18 protein-coding genes and 2 pseudogenes are annotated in these 18,237 nt (G+C 35.9%); 1 reads left to right on the forward strand and 19 read right to left on the reverse strand.

The annotated features are described in order from the left end of the window. Window positions 1-37 precede the first annotated feature (37 nt). The 19 genes and pseudogenes from BBF96_RS07315 to BBF96_RS17385 form a co-directional block, all read right to left on the reverse strand. On the reverse strand, window positions 38-2,485 hold the full coding sequence (locus BBF96_RS07315) for a DNA internalization-related competence protein ComEC/Rec2 (protein ID WP_127016534.1): 2,448 nt from the start codon (window positions 2,483-2,485) through the stop codon (window positions 38-40). 18 nt (window positions 2,486-2,503) lie between these two features. Further along, on the reverse strand, window positions 2,504-3,094 hold the full coding sequence (locus tag BBF96_RS07320; protein ID WP_127016535.1) for a helix-hairpin-helix domain-containing protein: 591 nt from the start codon (window positions 3,092-3,094) through the stop codon (window positions 2,504-2,506). A gap of 446 nt (window positions 3,095-3,540) precedes the next feature. Beyond that, the gene (rsfS, locus tag BBF96_RS07325; RefSeq protein WP_236777895.1) at window positions 3,541-3,891 is read right to left on the reverse strand and encodes a ribosome silencing factor; all 351 of its coding nucleotides are present in this window, start codon (window positions 3,889-3,891) and stop codon (window positions 3,541-3,543) included. Between the two features lie 70 nt (window positions 3,892-3,961). Beyond that, on the reverse strand, window positions 3,962-5,212 hold the full coding sequence (locus BBF96_RS07330; RefSeq protein ID WP_127016537.1) for an LCP family protein: 1,251 nt from the start codon (window positions 5,210-5,212) through the stop codon (window positions 3,962-3,964). After that, a complete protein-coding gene (yqeK, locus tag BBF96_RS07335) occupies window positions 5,209-5,781 on the reverse strand; it encodes a bis(5'-nucleosyl)-tetraphosphatase (symmetrical) YqeK (RefSeq protein ID WP_127016538.1) in 573 nt (190 codons plus the stop codon). The genes BBF96_RS07330 and yqeK overlap by 4 nt, the downstream gene beginning before the upstream one ends. Before the next feature lie 14 nt (window positions 5,782-5,795). Next, a complete protein-coding gene (gene nadD, locus BBF96_RS07340; RefSeq protein ID WP_127016539.1) occupies window positions 5,796-6,404 on the reverse strand; it encodes a nicotinate-nucleotide adenylyltransferase in 609 nt (202 codons plus the stop codon). A 93-nt stretch (window positions 6,405-6,497) separates the two neighbouring features. Continuing rightward, window positions 6,498-6,740, reverse strand: coding sequence for a hypothetical protein (locus BBF96_RS07345; protein WP_127016540.1), 243 nt, complete (start codon window positions 6,738-6,740; stop codon window positions 6,498-6,500). 29 nt (window positions 6,741-6,769) lie between these two features. Next, on the reverse strand, window positions 6,770-7,087 hold the full coding sequence (locus BBF96_RS07350) for an ATP-dependent DNA ligase (RefSeq protein ID WP_335876888.1): 318 nt from the start codon (window positions 7,085-7,087) through the stop codon (window positions 6,770-6,772). Window positions 7,088-7,255: 168 nt separating this feature from the next. Beyond that, complete coding sequence (locus BBF96_RS17140) at window positions 7,256-7,378, reverse strand: hypothetical protein (RefSeq protein ID WP_257792013.1); 123 nt, start codon at window positions 7,376-7,378, stop codon at window positions 7,256-7,258. Between the two features lie 305 nt (window positions 7,379-7,683). Continuing rightward, window positions 7,684-7,899 carry a Ku protein gene (locus BBF96_RS16645; RefSeq protein ID WP_205665736.1) on the reverse strand — a complete coding sequence of 72 codons (216 nt, stop codon included), beginning with the start codon at window positions 7,897-7,899 and terminating at the stop codon, window positions 7,684-7,686. A gap of 5 nt (window positions 7,900-7,904) precedes the next feature. After that, complete coding sequence (locus tag BBF96_RS16650; RefSeq protein WP_205665737.1) at window positions 7,905-8,048, reverse strand: hypothetical protein; 144 nt, start codon at window positions 8,046-8,048, stop codon at window positions 7,905-7,907. A gap of 16 nt (window positions 8,049-8,064) precedes the next feature. Beyond that, window positions 8,065-8,277 carry a small, acid-soluble spore protein, alpha/beta type gene (locus BBF96_RS07360; protein WP_164730946.1) on the reverse strand — a complete coding sequence of 71 codons (213 nt, stop codon included), beginning with the start codon at window positions 8,275-8,277 and terminating at the stop codon, window positions 8,065-8,067. 90 nt (window positions 8,278-8,367) lie between these two features. Next, window positions 8,368-9,282, reverse strand: coding sequence for a DMT family transporter (locus tag BBF96_RS07365; RefSeq protein WP_236777923.1), 915 nt, complete (start codon window positions 9,280-9,282; stop codon window positions 8,368-8,370). Window positions 9,283-9,284: 2 nt separating this feature from the next. Continuing rightward, window positions 9,285-10,178 (reverse strand): GNAT family N-acetyltransferase, encoded by an 894-nt coding sequence (locus BBF96_RS07370; RefSeq protein WP_164730947.1) that lies wholly within the window; start codon window positions 10,176-10,178, stop codon window positions 9,285-9,287. A gap of 301 nt (window positions 10,179-10,479) precedes the next feature. After that, complete coding sequence (locus tag BBF96_RS07375; RefSeq protein WP_127016545.1) at window positions 10,480-10,896, reverse strand: hypothetical protein; 417 nt, start codon at window positions 10,894-10,896, stop codon at window positions 10,480-10,482. Window positions 10,897-10,958: 62 nt separating this feature from the next. Further along, window positions 10,959-12,569, reverse strand: coding sequence for a bacillithiol biosynthesis cysteine-adding enzyme BshC (gene bshC / locus BBF96_RS07380; protein ID WP_127016546.1), 1,611 nt, complete (start codon window positions 12,567-12,569; stop codon window positions 10,959-10,961). Between the two features lie 2 nt (window positions 12,570-12,571). Beyond that, complete coding sequence (selD, locus tag BBF96_RS07385) at window positions 12,572-13,630, reverse strand: selenide, water dikinase SelD (protein WP_127016547.1); 1,059 nt, start codon at window positions 13,628-13,630, stop codon at window positions 12,572-12,574. A 32-nt stretch (window positions 13,631-13,662) separates the two neighbouring features. Then, on the reverse strand, window positions 13,663-15,060 hold the full coding sequence (selA, locus tag BBF96_RS07390) for an L-seryl-tRNA(Sec) selenium transferase (RefSeq protein WP_127016548.1): 1,398 nt from the start codon (window positions 15,058-15,060) through the stop codon (window positions 13,663-13,665). Between the two features lie 297 nt (window positions 15,061-15,357). Beyond that, a pseudogene (locus BBF96_RS17385) lies at window positions 15,358-16,839 on the reverse strand (IS1634 family transposase). A gap of 473 nt (window positions 16,840-17,312) precedes the next feature. On the opposite strand from BBF96_RS17385, the pseudogene BBF96_RS07400 reads away from it, so the two are divergent. Then, window positions 17,313-18,078: pseudogene (locus tag BBF96_RS07400) on the forward strand (transposase family protein). Window positions 18,079-18,237: the final 159 nt, after the last annotated feature.

Raw genomic sequence — 18,237 nt, forward strand, 5'->3', positions numbered from 1 at the left:
AAATTTGATTAAGTTTAATACATCAAACACAGAAATTTTATTTTAATTTAAAAAAATTTTGAATATAAACCTGTCCATTTTGAATTAAAACCTGAATGGCTCCACTTTTATCTGTTCGCCATATTTGACACCCTTCCCTTTGAAGCCGTTTTAAAATAATCTGTGCAGGATGCCCATAACGATTTTCACCTACAGAGATCAAAGCAAAAGCCGGTTCCACTTTTTTAAGAAATGAATACGATGTAGAATTTCTACTCCCATGATGTCCAACTTTTAGAAAATGAGCTTTTATATCCCACTCAGTTTCTACAAGCCTCTTTTCTTCTTCCTGACCTAGATCACCAGTAAATAAAATCCGTATTCCCTTATAACTAAGACGAAAAACAAGAGAACGATCATTCTCATTTTCATATACTTGCTCCACTTCAGGATGAAAGATTTCAATTTTTGCATTCCCAATTTTATAGACCTGCCCTTTAACAGGGTGATATAAAGGAATCTGTCGGGCTTTAACCAATCTTTCCACTTTCTTAGCATATTTTTCTATACTCCCTTGAGGAGCCCAGACCCTTTTGACATCAAATTCTTCAAGAATCGGTAATATCCCCCGAACATGATCTATATCAAAATGAGTAATACAAACAAGATCAATTTTACGGATTCCCCGGCTTAACAAAAATGGCTTTATCACCTTTTCCCCTGAATAATTCTCTTTCCCCAGCTCTCCACCCCCATCAATTAAAATAACAAAGCCATTAGGAAGTTGCAAGAACATTCCATCTCCCTGACCCACATCTAACATCACCCACTCCAACCTTTCTAGCGATAAAGGGAAAATTAAAATAAGACAGATTATAATTGCTGTTAATAAAATAAATTTATATACTATTCTTTTTTCCTGTTGATACCAGTATAAGGGTAACTTTTTAAAATTAAATAGTCGATAGAAAATCCATAAACTTAAGTAAAAGATGTAAATCCAGATTAATAAAGGTCGCCCAGGCTGCCAGATACCCCGAAAATGTTGAGTGAAATATCCGAGCAATTGATTAAAAATTCCAACCAAATAATCCAGAATAAAAGTCAGCATAGTACCGGCAAAAGGCCAGAAAAGTCTTATTAACAATGATATCAAAAGCAAGATTAAAATAACCCCAATTAAAGGTACAGCCCATAGATTCATCAAGATTCCTAAAAAAGAAAGCCTATAAAAATGGAATAAAATAAGCGGAGCAGAACCTAAAAAGGCAGTAAAAGATAAAGCCATTAATTGATTTAAAGTTTTGGGAAAGATAAACTTTAACCAACTAACCATAGGTTGATATAAAAGCAAAATGGTAAGATAAACTGTAAAAGATAATTGAAAGCTTAGGAGAAATAATGCGAGAGGATTTTTAAGGAGGATTAACCAGGCTGTAACAGCTAAAAGATTGAAAGAATTATTGGACCTTTGAAAAATCTGACCTAATTGAGTCAATGTAATAAAGATTCCTACCCGTAAAGCTGATGGCTGACAACCAACAAAGATAACAGCTAACCAGACAGATACAATCAACACCCATGGCCAGATTCTTTTAGGCATCCTTATCCATTCCAATATCTTTTTTATCCACATGACTACCAATCCCAGATGCAAACCTGAAATTGCCAGTAGATGACTTATACCTAGATCACGAAATTGATTAAGCTGGGTCTCTTCTAAGTAATCTTTTTCACCTGTCAGTAATGCCATCACTAACCGATAATTTATAACAGATAAGTGGGAGGAAAAAAAGTCACTGGCTTTCTTTTTTACTTTTTCCATCCACCGCAGCAGATGAAACCTGGGCCTGGATATAAAGTAAACCTCCGGTTCTAACATTTGACCAGCAAAACCCAGGTATCGTTGATAACGTTGATAATCAAACTGGCCCGGATTGGTAGCAGAAGGAAATGGCTGTAAAATTCCTTTCACAAGAACCCGATCACCTATCTTTAGACTTCCCTGCCCCTTAATTCTTATATTTGGAGATAAAACCTGAATCTTTCCTTTAAGTAAGGGAAGCTTTTTTTCAGTATCATCTTTATATATATAGTCTGGTTTAATCACCCACTTGCCCTTTTTTTGACCCCAAACTAACCCGATAACTTTAATAGCTTCTGTTCTCATACAATTGGGAATTTCGGTTCTTTTCCAATGATAATCAGTATAATAAAATCCTACCCAAAATAAAGAAAAAATTAAGAAAAGATAAAAAGAGCGAGCTCTTATAAGCATCCAGAATCGCCACCAATAGGAACGCAAAATAAAAAGTGTAATTAATATTAAAAAAACTCCATAAGGTAATACCTTAATCTCCCGTCCCCACCAATTCCAACTAATCTGACAAAGGCGCCAGAAAATAATTCCCAAAAGATACGGAATAAGATATGCCAGGGCCGGATAATGAACAAAAATACTCCTACTCTCAAGCCAGTCAGTCCATAATTCCTCCTCAATAGTCAAATTATCATCTCCTTTAAATTAATAAAGGGTTATTTTATCTTTCAGCTTAATAAACGTCTTTTCACCGATCCCATCTACATTCATTAAATCTTCCAATTTACGAAAACTGCCGTTCATTTCGCGATACCCAATAATAGCTGCAGCTTTGCCAGGCCCTATACCGGGTAAGGTCATAAGCTCTTCTTTTGAAGCAGTATTAATGTTTACCTTTCTTTCTGAATTTTTGATAACTATACTTCTAGTAGTAATATTATCCTGTTTTTCAGGGACCACTACCTTTTGTCCATCCATCAGAGGTTGGGCCAGATTAATCTGATTTAGATCGGCAGTTCTGGTTACACCTCCGGCTGCCTTTATTAAATCCACAACCCTGGCATTCTGTGGCAAAAAATAGACCCCTGGTCTATGTACAGCTCCAGCTATATGAACCCCAATTTTTTCTTCTCCAATTTCTTTAGTAATATTAACCTGCCCGGAATCAGGTTCAGCAGGAGTAAACCAGACTTTATCATCTTTTAACTGCTGATTTTGCCAATATAACCAACCCATAAATCCAATCACTACCAACACCCAGACCCATTTTAACTTGTCACTACGCTGCTGATACACCTTATCACTCCTTTAGTTTTATAGTTTATTAATGCTATGATTAAACTGCAAAAAGCTAATTTTAAGCGACATAGAAATTTTTCGCCAAATCATCTTAGTGAGATTTCCGACAAAATAAGGCCTCATCACAGGAAGTGATGAGCTAATCAAGGGCCAGGAGGGCCCTTTGATTAGAAAGCCTTATTTCGGCGGAAATCGAGCTTTAGATGATTCGAAAAATTTCTCAAGAAGCTAAAAATTAGCTTTTTGCAGTTTAACCATGCTATATATTTTAACTTTTGTATTTTTATTTATTATACCAATCTATACCAAAAAAGACAAGTCTTCTTTCAAAATATCAAAAAATATGTCAAAAAAATAACTGCTCCCCTTATGGGAGCAGTTATTTGCCTTTGATTCAAAATATATAGAGAAAATCAATTTTACATATCATATTTTTAAATTGGTCACTGTGTCACAATTTCTTGAGCATCTGCCCAGAGTCGTTCCAGATTGTAATATTCCCTTTCCTGTTGGCGGAAAACATGAACAATAAAATCCCCATAATCCATTAGAATCCAGACACCTTCATTTCTACCCTCAATTCTTCTGGGGCGTATACCTTTTTCCTCCAATCGGTGTTCAATTTCCTGCGCGATAGCTTTGACCTGAATATCTGTTTTACCGCTGCAAATTATAAAATAGTCAGCAATAAGTGAGATTTTGGAAATATCTAAAGTGACAATATCCTGAGCTTTTTTGTCATCAGCTGCTTGACATGCCAACTGAACCAAAGTTTTAATCTCCTTACCTGCCAAAAAATCCCCTCCTGTACATTTCATTTATTATACTATATTATATTATATAATTCTTCTGTTGGCAATATCCTTACTGGGAATTACCTGAAAAATCCTTGCCGACAATCACCAGTATATCAAATTCTTTAAAACTCTCATCAATCGCATAAGCAGATTCAGCTAATGGTATAATCTGACCATTAACCAATTCAGCCAATGCCTTAATTTCATCAGTTACTTCTTTGGTATAAATCACCAATGTATTTTCATAATTATAATGGTCAGCATTTGCAATTTTATCTACTTTAAAACCATGAAGTTCTATATCTCTGGAAATTTTCGCAGCAGCTCCGTGGATTCCGTTACCATTAAAAACAGCAACCCGATACTTGCTATTTGCAATATATTCTTTACTGACAATTAGATCATTTACCAATTTCCTGGTACCTTCAGGTTCATGGATAAAATATGATATCCCATCTATATATTTAGATTCACCGGGAATCCGGGCACTTTTAATATTTTCACTTTTAATATCTTTCATCAATTTAGCAAGATTCATCATATCTTTATATGACATATTAGTACTGATACTGTTATTGAACTGCTGAATTAGTTTAGGCACCTTTAAAATCAGTTCAGGACTCAAAAACTGTTTGATAGCTGCATTAATAAACTTCTGCTGTCGAGCAATTCTGCCTAAATCAGCATAGACTGGTTCACGATAACGGAGATATTTAACGGCTTTTTCACCATCTAAAATCTGTCTACCTTTAGGAATATCAATAACAAGACCTGCAGCATTATCAACATATTTCATATCTTCTTCTACATCAATTTCAATTCCACCTAAAGTATCAATTATTCCGGCAACTCCATCAAAATTGGTAGCAATATAATAATTCACAGGTATACCCAAAAACTGACTAATGGTATCCATTGCCAATTGACCACCGCCTTCAGCAAAAGCAGCATTTACCTTAGTATGCTTCTCATGGCCCGGAATCAGAACCCGGGTATCCCGTGGGATACTCAAGATTCCTACAGCTTTTTCTTTTATATCAAAACTGGCTAACATAAGAGTATCAGACCTTGGCCTACCATTTAATTCAGAATCATATCCAATTAAGAGAATATTGACTTTTGAAAGAGCAATCGGTTGGTTATTCTTAACGGTAAAAGTAATTTTTTCACCATAAAAAAAGTCATATAAAAAAACTCCAAAAAGACCTCCAATTATAATAAAAACAAATAGAACAACTAAAAGAAATTTCTTTAAAAATTTATATTTCTTATAATGACATTCTGTACTGTTGTACAGCCGTTCGTCTCTATTATTCATCTCCTTTCACCCCTTCTAAGCAGTGCATTTCTCATTTCAACTGTACGCAAGTGTATCCGATTATTCCGATTGATCTCATAAATGATAGTCCGACCACAGGCGAGGATAATTGCCTGATCAAGATTGACAAAAGCCAATTTCCTCACTTCTTCAATTCCTGGACAATCTCTACCTGGCTCAATATAATCAGCCAGATAAATAATTTTGTCAAGAAGGGTCATATCAGGCGCCCCTGTTGTATGATAACGAATAGCCCGTAAAACTGCCGGATCCTGAATACCAAAATCTTCCCTGGCTATAATAGCACCTACAGGTCCATGTAGCAATGGTTCCACTTCTTTTTCCATTTCATCTACCACTATATCAGAACCTTCCAGTCTTCTCAAGAGGTTAAATTTGGATAGACATTTTGCACAATCATGGAGTAATCCAGCCAACCTGGCCTGTTCAACTGAAGCTCCATAATGCTCTGCTAATTTAACAGCCGTCTCTTCTACACCAAGAGTGTGCTGATAACGGTTATAATCTAACATTTGTTTTAATCGTTGGCGAATTATAGCATAATCCATTTGGACACGACTCCTTACTCCTTTAAATAAAGTTGGTATTTTTTAATATAAGCTTCTACTGCAGGATGAACTTGATATTTTATTGTTTTACCTGCTTTAATTCGATTGCGAATATCCGTAGATGAAATGCCGATTTCTGGCATCTCTAAAAAGAAGATTCGATCTCTGTATTTCTGGTAAAATTCTTTCTCCAATCTTTCAAATGAATAACCCGGACGAACTGCAGCAATAAAATAGACAATCTGCATTAGTTCATTAGGTGATTTCCAGGTATCTATCTCTAAAATGGTATCTGCACCGGTAATAAAATATATCTGATATTCAGGATAACGTTCCCGAAAATACTTTACCGTATCAATGGTGTAAGACGAACCTGGTCGCTTCATTTCCACCTTAGATACGGTAAAATACGGGTTATCCATTGTAGCTAAAAGGGTCATCTCATATCTCATCTCTACAGGGGTGATCTTTTTATTAAACTTGTGAGGCGGATTAGCAGATGGTACAAAGATCACCTGTTCTAATTTAAATTGGTCAAGAGCACAATCTGCTAACATGAGATGGCCATAATGAATGGGATCAAAAGTCCCTCCCATAATTCCAATCGCCTGCTCTTCACTCATGTTCAAAAGCCTCCCGATCTTTTTAAGAATTCTGTATAACCACTACATTACATTATACAATAATTTATTCCTTTTAGCAAAAGGGAAAAAGTCTTATTTTACTGTAGGAAAATCTCTTTGTAAAATTTCAAGTGCCTCATCAATCCGCTGTTTTTCGTATAAAACAGGAGCAAAAAGATCATCCATTTCCTTAAACCTTTTTGATATAGTTTTTAGATTAAAATTTTCCGGATTAATCGATGGTTCTACTTTCTCCCAATAGAGGGGGGTAGAAATAGGCGATTTTCTACCAGGGAGATATGGAATTGTTTTTTCTTTGGCCACAATACCTTCCATTTCCTGAGCTCTAACGGCTTTAAAAAGTGTTATTCCATCAGAAAAATCTTCAATGATCTGAAAATAATCATGGGGAATTGCAATTTTTCTAAAAGTTCTAAGTGGTATTCTAAAGGTTCACCAATCAAATCTTTATTATCTAAGGATAGTAAATCAAAAGCAATAAAAGTTGCAGGAAACTTCCGAACTGCCAATTTGATTCTAGTTCCATCGATCTTTAAATCACGTTTTAAAATTGCAGCAAAACTGGATTTACCATTAACTAAAACCACCATTTCTCCATCCAATATAGTCTGACATACCTTGATAAATCGATTTAATTTTTGAAAATCAGGGTAAACATGGATTCAGGGGCGTAATTTGCGATTTTGTAACTGTACCCTATCATCTTCAATAAATGCAATAATTTTTACCCCGTCTCACTTTACCTGGAAAAGATGATTCCTGGAATTAAAAGGTTTATCTGTGAAACGGGGTTCCATTGGTTTTAAATAGCCATATTTTAACATAGTTTGCTACTTTGCCACCTTTTCAGGTTCTTTTTTGGACTCAGCTTCTTCTTTTTTCCACTCTTTCTGGACGGCTCTTAAGCTGGCCCTAAGCGCATCCATAAGATCTATACTATTCTGGAATTTCAATTTCTTCTCCTTCAATTTTATGACGGATAATTTTCAGCAGTTCTTATCTGTATTTATCAGTATATTTCTTTGGGATAAATTCTGTAGATAAATTGAAAATTAACTCTTTTGCCATAGTCAGTTTATTTTCATGAATTTTGATTTTTTTAATAGATCTTCTATCCTCAAATCAGCATTATTTCTTACTTCAGCAGGAAAGTACATAGTTTCCAGACAAATTATCCCATTCTATAAAACTCTGCTATAAGCCATGCTTTCTTTATTACGAATAGTAATCTTAGCTATCGTAACTTTTCAGGTCTCCTTCATTGCCTGACCCAAAAAAATATATGCTTTTTCTCCTCCTTCACTGTGAGAAAAATAATAACTTTTGCTGTAGTAAATTGGGTCTCAACAAAGTCCACTATATCGATAGTTTTTGTGGAAGCCACCGGAATATTATCAAAATCCTCATCTCTAAGAATCACATATTTGCCTTTTTCATACTCATTATCCCCTGATAATACTATCATCAGAAACAACTTTATTACACCTGGGGCAGCACTTTTGATATATGACAGGCATCATGAAGCTGACGAAACCGTAAACTTTTTTTGGAGGTTGCGACGTACATCTTTATTAAAACATTAACCAATCCAAAACTTATTGAACCTTTCCAGATACTTCTCATCTCTAAACCTCATCCCTTAGGCTTCCTTTTTCTTCTGTTTAGCCTTTTCTTCTTCTTTTTTCATCTTTCGAATCCGTTGCGTAATAAGTCCACCCAATCTTCCTGCCTCTTTGGCACTCAGACCACTCCAACCGTATTTACGTATTTTATCTGCCAAACCAATTTCATGTGCCACTTCCAATTTAATCTCCAGTAATGTTAAATCATCTACTAACTTTCCTTTAGACAAAAAATCACCTCCCTTTTTATCGGTATTCTTTGCAAAAGGAGGTGAGAATATTCCTTCCTCAGTTCTTTTTGTCTCAAAAATCAGTTCCGGTTAACCACTAACCTCCAGATAACTTTTCTCTTCCAGAGAATCATCAAACTTCTCAAGTTTCAAACTTGTCAGACAGATTCCTCCAAGAATTAATATTCCACCAATCAAAGTAAAAACCTGTGGCTTTTCATGCAAAATCAACCAGGCTAACAATGTTGCTCCTACCGGTTCTCCCAATATACTGGCTGAAACCACAGAAGCATGCAAATATTTCAAAGCCCAATTAAGTGAAGTATGGCCAATAATAGTTGGCACCAAAGCCAGCATCACCATACTAAACCAGGTCAATGAATCATAACCTAAAAGGTGAATCTGGTTAATAAGGATATAAAGAAGCAAAAATAGAGAACAAAATCCATACACTGATAAAATATATACTCCCAGGGATAGAGATTTACGCAGATGGCGGCCAACAAGAAAATATCCTGCAGCCATAATTGAACCACCCAGGGCCATTAGATCACCATACAAATTGGTAACACTTAATGACAAATCACCGGCTCCAATCACAAGACTACCAACACAAGCCAGAGCAATCCCGGAGAGTAGAAAAAGACCGGGCTTTTCTTTTAAAATCAAAGCTGCAGCAACAGCCACAAAAATGGGCTGGGTAGTAACAAAGATTACAGAACTTGCCACACTGGTATGGGCAAAAGATGAAATCCAGAAGATAAAATGTAAAGAAAGTAATAATCCCCCAAGAACAAGAAGAAAGATTTGTCTTTTAGTAAGAGTTCTAAATTCCTTTCCTCTTTTAGCTATAGTAAAAGGTGCAAGAATCAAAGTAGCAACACCCATTCGATAAAAGGCAACTACTGCTGGCGGTGCAGAAGCAAGTTTGATAAAAATAGCAGCAAAGGAAACTGCAGCAACACCAATCACTAAAGCAATATAAGGAGGAATTTTGGGGCGCATCACTATTCATCACCCCCTCTTAACTTCAGTTCATAAACAAAAACGTTAGCATCTATACCTTCTTCCCAATGTTTAAAGCCCTGATCTAAATAAATCGATTTCAATCGGGAATCGTTGGGAATCATAGCTGCCAAAGTCTTAAATCCCCGTCTTACAGCATCCTCATAAACCCATTGTAAAAGAGCTGTAATAGCTTCATCTGTTCCTGTTACCATTGGGATATAATAGCTATTATCTTTTTTATGATCTGGATAAATGAAAATACCCCCAACAATCTGACCATCTTTTTTCAAATAGTAAATATGACCTCTCTTTATTGCATTGTTAAGTTCTTCTTTTTTAAGTTTTTTAAAAAACCATCCCAATCCTATAAAACCATTTACTACTTTCTGCTCTGGCGCATTTAAGAAAAGCTGAACCAATTCTTCATAGTCCACCCCATTTAAAGTAGCCTGCATAACTTCATCTCTAAAAAGATTTTTTGTAGGATTTACTTTCTGTTCAGCATAATAAAAATCAGCAATCCGCTTAAATCCGTAACTCTCAATTATATGAATACTGGCATCGTTTTGATAATATGTACTTAACTGTAATCGATCAAAACCCATCTCCCGTCCTTTTCGAATGAAATAGCGGGTTATTTCTCTGGCATAACCGCGACCACGGGCCTCTGGAGCAACCCGTAACCCCTCTAACCATCCCACACCGGGTTCAGCAAAGGTTAATTTGCCCATGCCCATTATCTGACCATCTTCAACCAATACAGTAAATTCTCCTTTATCATCTGCTATCCACTGATCCAGAATATTGGGGATGTAATCATCCCCTTCCCAGATATTACTGCAAATCTCAATTATCCTTTTTTTATCAGTAAAAGTAGCCCTACGAAATTGCACTTTTATCATCTCCCAGATAAAGATTTCATTAATACTCTTACTGCAAAAAGCTAATTTTTCGCTTAAGGAGAAATTTTTCGAACTATCTAACGTTCGATTTCAGTGACTTGATTAGCTCATCACATCCTGTGATGAGGCCTTATTTCAACTGAAATCTCACTGAGATGGTTTAACGAAAAATTTCTATATCGCTCAAAATTAGCTTTTTGCAGTTTAATCATTAATTTATATTCTTCTCTAATTCAAAATTACCTTTTTTTAATAAAAAAAGTGATGAAAAAGTTCATCACTTTTTTAACATTCAATTATTATTTTTTCGACCATTAAGAACAAATTTTAAAATATCACGGAACTCCGATCGAAATTGATTAAAATCATCACGGAGAGATTCAAACCAACCCCGCTGATCAACTTTAGTTTCTTCTATAATCCGATTCAAATCATCCAACTGCTGAAGTTCCCTTTCCATCTGACGTAATGAAGAGTACATATCCTCTTTAATCATTTGCCGTAAATATTTAAGTTCTTCTTCAATCTCACTATAGCGATATTTATTCTCCTTAAACCAATTTTTTAGCTCAATCCATCGCTCATCCATAACCTTACTCATCTGATGCTGCTGATAAATAAGATAACCTAGCAAAATAGACATAATTCCCCAGACAAAGGAATACTCCTGATTAAAAAGAAGTTCGGGGATTTTTTCAATCAAATACATCTTCTTCCCCTCCAATTTAATGTATCATTAATATAGTATATGAAGGGAAAAGAAGATTGTTCTTAAAGATAGATCAAATAGTGACAGTTAAAGGAAAGCAAATCAAGTTTAAGAAGTTCCTGGATTAAGGTTTGTTGATACTTAAACAAATACGGGAAAATGTTAAACCGCCTTTCCTGAAAATTTCCATTTGGATACATGTTCATTTCGATTTTATCCAGCCGCCGTAAAAGAATTTCAGAATTTTTCCGATGTTGATGGAGAGCCTTATTTTCCAGATAGTTAATCTCGTCAATAATCCGCTTGAGATTGTCAGAACCCAGCTTTTTAAATTTCGAATCTAACTGCTGTAAGTCTTTGATCAATTTTTGATACTCTGGAATAAACTTTTTCTTGATTAAATTAAACTTAGCTTTAATGTTCAGTTGGTCAACTTCTGAAAGGTGTTTATCACGAATTTCATCAAATCTCACAAAAACATCTATTGGCCGTATGTCATATTTCTTTAAACTTCTAAAAATAGTGTTCTCAATAAGAGTCATACTCACCCTGGGATAGATAATGGGCATTTCCATATCAAAAAGAGAATAGATCTTCCGATATTGAGCAAAATAAGCAATCTCGCCTGGCCCACCAACATAAGCTATAGTAGGAAATAAAAGATCCTGAAGTAGTGGTCTGGTTACAACATTGGTACTGACAGTCTCGGGCTGTTTTTCAATCCAGGTTTTAATCTCTTCAATGGAATAAACTCTATCCTTTCCCCTTAATTGATAACCACCATCGATCTTTTCCAATGGATAGCGAGCATCTTCTTCGATAAGAAAAAGATGTACTTGATCATCATTTTTCTGAATCTGAACCGGATAGCCAGCTTGAATCAGTCGTTTTCCAGCATCCTTCAGTAAAACAGTAATCTGATTACTTTTCTTAAGAACCTGAAAGAAAAACTCTTTCCCCAAACGACGAAGTTCAGGATCCAGTGCATCAACAAATATAATTCCTGTATCTTTTAAAAGCCAGGTCATTATTCGCCCAAACCATTGAGCTAGATCGGTAGATTCTTTCGCCATTTCCTTTAGTTTCTCAATCATCTCAGGTTTAAATTCGGTATCCGGACTTTTCTTTTCAAATTGATTTAAAAACTGCTGGATCTCATTTTGCATATTTAATTTACCAATAGGTTGACGATACACCTCTCCAGTTAGCCTTACTTCTATCTCTTCATGATCCCGGTTTAAAAAATATATTCTGGAAATCTCATAAAAGTCATGATCTTCGCTGGCAATCCAGAAAACAGGTACAGTCGAAATTCCCCTCATTGTTAACCGGTCAGCCAGTTGGATCACTGTCAGAGCTTTATAAATAGTGTACAGGGGCCCAGTAAGAACCCCTGCCTGCTGTCCGGTTATAACAACAACCGCTTCTCCTTTAGCCAGACGTTGAATATTTTCAAAAGTCTTCTGAGATGCTCCCAAAAGTCGATTATAACTCATCAGGGCATCTGCTAGCTCTTTTAAAGGATAACTTTGATTCATCAGATACTGATAACGTTGGTCAAAAGAAAATGGATTGTGTGGATTATATTGAAAAAATTCTTTCACCTTTTTAAAATTATATCGATAATCATCAATTAAAGGCCTTTCTGAAATCCGAATCTCTTCAACTTTCATTATTAAACCTCCACTTTCAATTTCTGAGGATGTTCTGCTACTACATCACCTATTATCGCAGTAGTAATAACACCCTTCCGTGCTTTAAGTGCCGTAATCAATTCTTCAACCCGTTCTTCCGGTACAGAGATGAGAAGACCACCAGAAGTTATGGCATCACTCAAAATTAGCTGTTCCATCTCACTGATTCCTTCTGCAAATTCCACCTTATCAGCAAGATATTTTAAATTAGCACGGGTCCCACCAGGGAAAACATTCTGAAGAGCATATTCATAAGTAGCTGGAAGTACAGGAACCTTATCTTTATAGATCCGAATCCCAACATCGCTGGCCTTTGCCATTTCATAGGCATGACCTAATAGACCAAAACCTGTAATATCTGTACAAGCATTGACACCCACTTCCTGCATCGCCTCTGCAGAATCTTTATTTAAAGTAGTCATAACCTCAACTGCTTCTTCAATTACATCATCTGAAGCCAGCCCCTTTTTGATGGCTGTTGTTATAATACCAATTCCGAGAGGTTTAGTTAAAACCAGTTTATCACCAACCTTGGCCCCGGCATTAGTTAAAACTTTTTTGGGATGTACTAAACCCGCTACTGAAAGACCATATTTGGGTTCCGGGTCATCTATAGTGTGTCCACCAGCAATACAGGCCCCCGCTTCTGCCACTTTATCAGCTCCCCCAGCCAAAATCTGAGCCAACACTTCCAGAGGGAGTTTTTTCGGAGAGAACCCAACAATATTCAAGGCAGTGATAGGATAACCTCCCATTGCGTAAACATCACTTAAAGCGTTAGCCGCTGCAATCTGTCCAAAGGTATAAGGGTCATCAACAATGGGAGTAAAATAGTCCAATGTTTGAATCAAAGCCATCTCTTCATTTAAGATAAAAACTCCTGCATCATCAGCAGTATCTGGGCCAACAATCAACCGTTTATCTACAGGTAATTGGGGTAATTGGCACAGAACCTGTGCCAGGGTCTCAGGACCCAATTTACAGCCTCAACCAGCTTTAGTAGAATAACTTGTTAACCGAATCTTTTCATCAATAGTCATATCTATATTCCACCTCCAGAGTTATTCTCATATCACCTATTTACTTTAAGCAAAGCCTCAAGAATCTCATCTTCCTGATCAGGAAAAACTGTTCTCAAATCAAAGAGCAGTTCATCATCCTGAATCCGGCAAATAACCGGTACTTCCCCCTGTCGAAGCTGAATTTCGGCATCAGTAGTAGAAATTCTATTAAATTTAACCCCAACAAGCCAGGTAGGAATTTCTTCTAAAGGAAGACTTCCCCCTCCCACCATAGATCGTCCTTCAACGACTCGAATTTCTACCTCATTAAGTGTCTCCTTTAAACGTTGAGCAAATTTTTCTACTCGTTTTTTAATTACATCAGCAGTTAGTTTAAGCATTCTTAATGTGGGTATCTCATTCATCGCCTCTTCCTCTCTTAAATAATGCTTGAGGGTTACCTCTAAAGCTGCCAGAGTAAATTTATCAACCCTGAGAGCACGGAGCAAATGATTCCGTTTTAAACGCTGAATGTATTCTTTTTTTCCAACAATAATCCCTGCCTGGGGTCCCCCCAGAAGCTTATCTCCACTAAAAGAAACCAGATCAACTCCATGAGAGACGGCTTCCTGTACTGTCGGCTCATGGGCAATTCCATATTTTTCTAGATTAATCAAAACTCCACTACCCAGATCTTCAAAAACGGGAATTTGATACTTATGTGCCAGTTCCACCAGTTCCTTATTTTCTACTGACTTACTGAAACCTACAATTTGATAATTGCTGGTATGTACTTTGACTAAAAGTCCGGTCTCAGAAGTGATGGCATTTTCATAATCATATAAATGTGTTTTATTAGTTGAACCTACCTCTACCAGAGTACAGCCGCTGATTTTCATAACTTCGTGCATTCTAAATGATCCACCAATCTCCACCAATTCACCGCGGGAAATAATCACTTCTTTACCCTTAGCAAGAGTACTCAGCACCAAAAGAACAGCTGCTGCGTTATTATTAACAACAAGGGCATCTTCAGCACCGGTCAAACGGCAGAGAAGATCAGTTACCAGTGTATAACGGCTACCCCTTTTCCCTTCTTTTAAGTCATATTCTAAGTTGGAATATGTCCTTGCAATCTGGGCCAGCGCATCTGCAGCCTTTTCACTCAAAACCGCTCTCCCCAGATTAGTATGGAGAACTGTACCAGTGGCATTAATAACCTTTTTTAAACGGGGAGCCATATAAGCAAGAATAGCTTCTTTAGCTTCTCTGGCTAGCCCCTCTATCGAAAGATCAAGTTTTTCTGGATCAGTAGTTTCTTCTAAAATATCCCTTCTTTTCTTATCTAAAACCTGATTTATAAGATCAACCACCAAATCATGGGGATATTCAGTCAGAATATTTTGTATCTCTGTCGTCTGTAACAGACGATTTACCGCCGGAATTTTTCGTAAATACTCCTGTTTCACTCTGAAGTCACCTCACATTGATTAGCATACCCACAAATATTATAACTTCTACAAAGTTTATATCTCTCCTGCTGGAATTAAATATTTTTATTATGATTATAAATAATTTTATATGGAAACTAACAGGAACGAATAAATCCCGTTAAACTCCCTGTCCAATCTCACAATAGATCTGCAAAAAATTAATAACTTTCCATAAAGAAGAACCCGAATTCGACAGCTCATAGGTAAAAAAATATCTAATAAAAGCCGTTATTACAGCATCCATAAAGGTTTGACTCCTTTTTAGAGCTGTACCTATGATTTTGGCTCAATTTTTGGATACCCTGAAGGCTTCCTGATTCCCACCATTTCAATGATCTTAAGCTGTTTGTTGGTTAATTCTGTACATTGATATACCTCTCCAGAATTAAAAATAAATTTTCCTATTTTGATCTTATCTAATTCATGGCGAAGGTTTCTCCAGGTCATCTTTGTAGCATTTTCTGCAACCCTGACTAACAATAAAGCCAACCATGATAGTAATACATGGGCTCTGATTCTTTCTTCTAATCAATGATATACCGGCCTTATCTCCAAGTCATTTTTTAGTGTCCTAAACGAGTTTTCTATCTCTACAAGCTGTTTGTACCCTAAAGCTACATCTTCGGCTGAAAGGGTATCATCTGATGTGGTAATTAGATATTTGCCGTCATATTTTTCTTCTTCCCTGACCTTCATCCTGTTAAGCTTTAAACGACCATCTTTTAATTGCCTGATATACTTGCCATAAGTAGGGTGAGACCTCAAATTACACATAGCTTTAGTATGTGCTTTACCGGATAATTGTCTTAGAGACTTTAACTGGCTTTCTATTTCTTTGATAATCTGTTCTCTTTGTCCTTTCTGCCTTCTGGCTTCTAAAGGATTATAGGCTAAAAAACATAACGCTTTCTTGCTTCACCATCACCAACTATGATTTCTTTTATCTCAAGGTTATCTTTAATCTTTTGATAACGTCCTGAACGGGCCAGGGCTTCTTTTACTTCTTTCTTGCTGGAGCGAAGTTTTTCTCCCATTATGTAATGGCCGCCTGCTCTCTGTAAATAGCGTTTATTTTCATCTGAAGCAAACCCACAGTCCATAACTGAGATGACTCGACCTAATTTCCAACCCACCAGGTCATCTTTAACTTCCTGAATAACAGACATATCAGAAATATTACCAGACCAGACCCAGTTTTTAATTGGAATACCATCTCTAGTGACAGCCAGTCCTATAACCATTTGGACTAAATCAGGCCTTTTATTTTTAGAAAACCCTAATTGTCTGAAGTTGTCATCTTCAGGCACCTCGCCTGGCTGAACTTCAAAATAGCAGGAAGTGGTATCAAAAAAGAGAAGATCTACTTCCAGATTTAATAAATGAGCAACCGAATTAAATACCTGTTCTTCCAGTTCATCTTTTACCTCTAAAAGAAAATCCATAGCACACGTCGAAACAGAAGAATCGCCACAGTTGATCCAGCGCCCAGACACCACCAAATTTTTTGGCAAGGACAAAAGAAAAGTCAGCTGCTCTGACAATTTTATCTTTAGCAAACATTGCCTCTTCAGGATTCAGGTAACGGTTAATGCTATCTACCAGACGTTCTAAAACCTTTCGATCTAATTGATCCTCCCTTCCAAAAGAATAGATAACTTTGGTTTTGGAATACCCGGCTTCTGAATCCCAGTAATTATGGCAAAGCTGGAGATATGAAATTAATGTTGATATATCAGGATTCTTACTCAAAAACAAGTCTAAATATACCTATTTACTGTCGAACTCGGGTAAGAACAAATCTAGTTCACCCAGCACAAACATAAAAAAACAATCACTTGCAACAAAGGCTCCTAAAGCCAAAAATACCAAAATAAGACCTATAATTTTCCTTGAATATTTTATTAGGCATGTGGTTAGTATTCATTAATAATCTCAAAGTATTCTTCAAAGTTTTCACGATTAAATTCGTAAAGAGTTTCAATATTATTCATTACTACTGATACTATTTTTTCAGGACCATTTGTATAAATTTTAACTTAGATTCGGCAAGTAAAATGCCTAATGCCTGATATTATGGACTTTGATAACATAAATTATTGAAAAATTTTTTATAAAAAATAAAAGGGATAACTCCTCTTTTCTGGCAAATAATTAGCAGGAAAAAAATTCCAGAAAGGGGTATCCCTATTATGAGTTTAGCGGAAAAAATAAAGTAGGTAAATAACTTAATCGCAAAAGTTACATTTGATAATAAACAGTATCTTTAAATGTAGCCTTTACATACATTGAAGCTTTTAAGAATATCATTGGTTTCAAAGATTTAATTAAGAATACGATATCATATAACAAGGCGCCAAATTCTGTATTTTCTACTGCTGACATAATAGATTTTATGGTTGACGCTGTAATACAGGGTTATTCAAGATTTTCACATATGGAATCTCTTAGAGAAGATCAAATTTATGCTAACTTCTTTCAAAGAAAAGCTGGGAATTATTTCTAATACTAATGAAATTCTTGACCTGACACTTGAAAACAGAAAATATCATACTAACCATAAATTTCTTGATTTCTTCATAAGCTGTGAAAAAATAGTTCCTTCTAACTGGTATATAAAGCGTATCTGTGGTGACCGTGGTATATTTGACCATAATAATTTCAAATACTTTGAAGAACGAGGAAATTTTCCATGAATATAATCAACGTTGTGATATTGAAAACAGGATTGATGAACTAAAAGAAAGATTTGCCTTCTCCCAAAACAGTTAGCAAAACAAAAAGTGTAATGAACTCTTTCTGTTAATTAAACTGGAAGACATGTAGAAGCATGAAATAACCACATTAAGAAGGATACTATATAATCTGCCAGGCAACCTAGTTGGTAATAGTTATTACCGACATATTAGATTTGCTCCGAGTAAATGGCTTGAAAGAGTAATCAATTATATTCACCACAAGCTTAAATACTTCTTTAAAACTATTGTTTTTGCATAGAAAAATAGTTGAACAATATTTATTTTGAAAGCCCCCTAATGGAGGCTTAGTTTCTTATACCCAAAAATCGCATCAATATGGATGTTTGCTTTACATTAGTCATTAATATGCAGTTTTTAAAGATTAAAAAGTGTAAAACTGGCTTTAGGACATCTATTT

Origin of the sequence: Anoxybacter fermentans (assembly GCF_003991135.1) — a bacterium.
In the GTDB taxonomy this organism is placed as follows: Bacteria; Bacillota; Halanaerobiia; order DY22613; family DY22613; genus Anoxybacter; species Anoxybacter fermentans.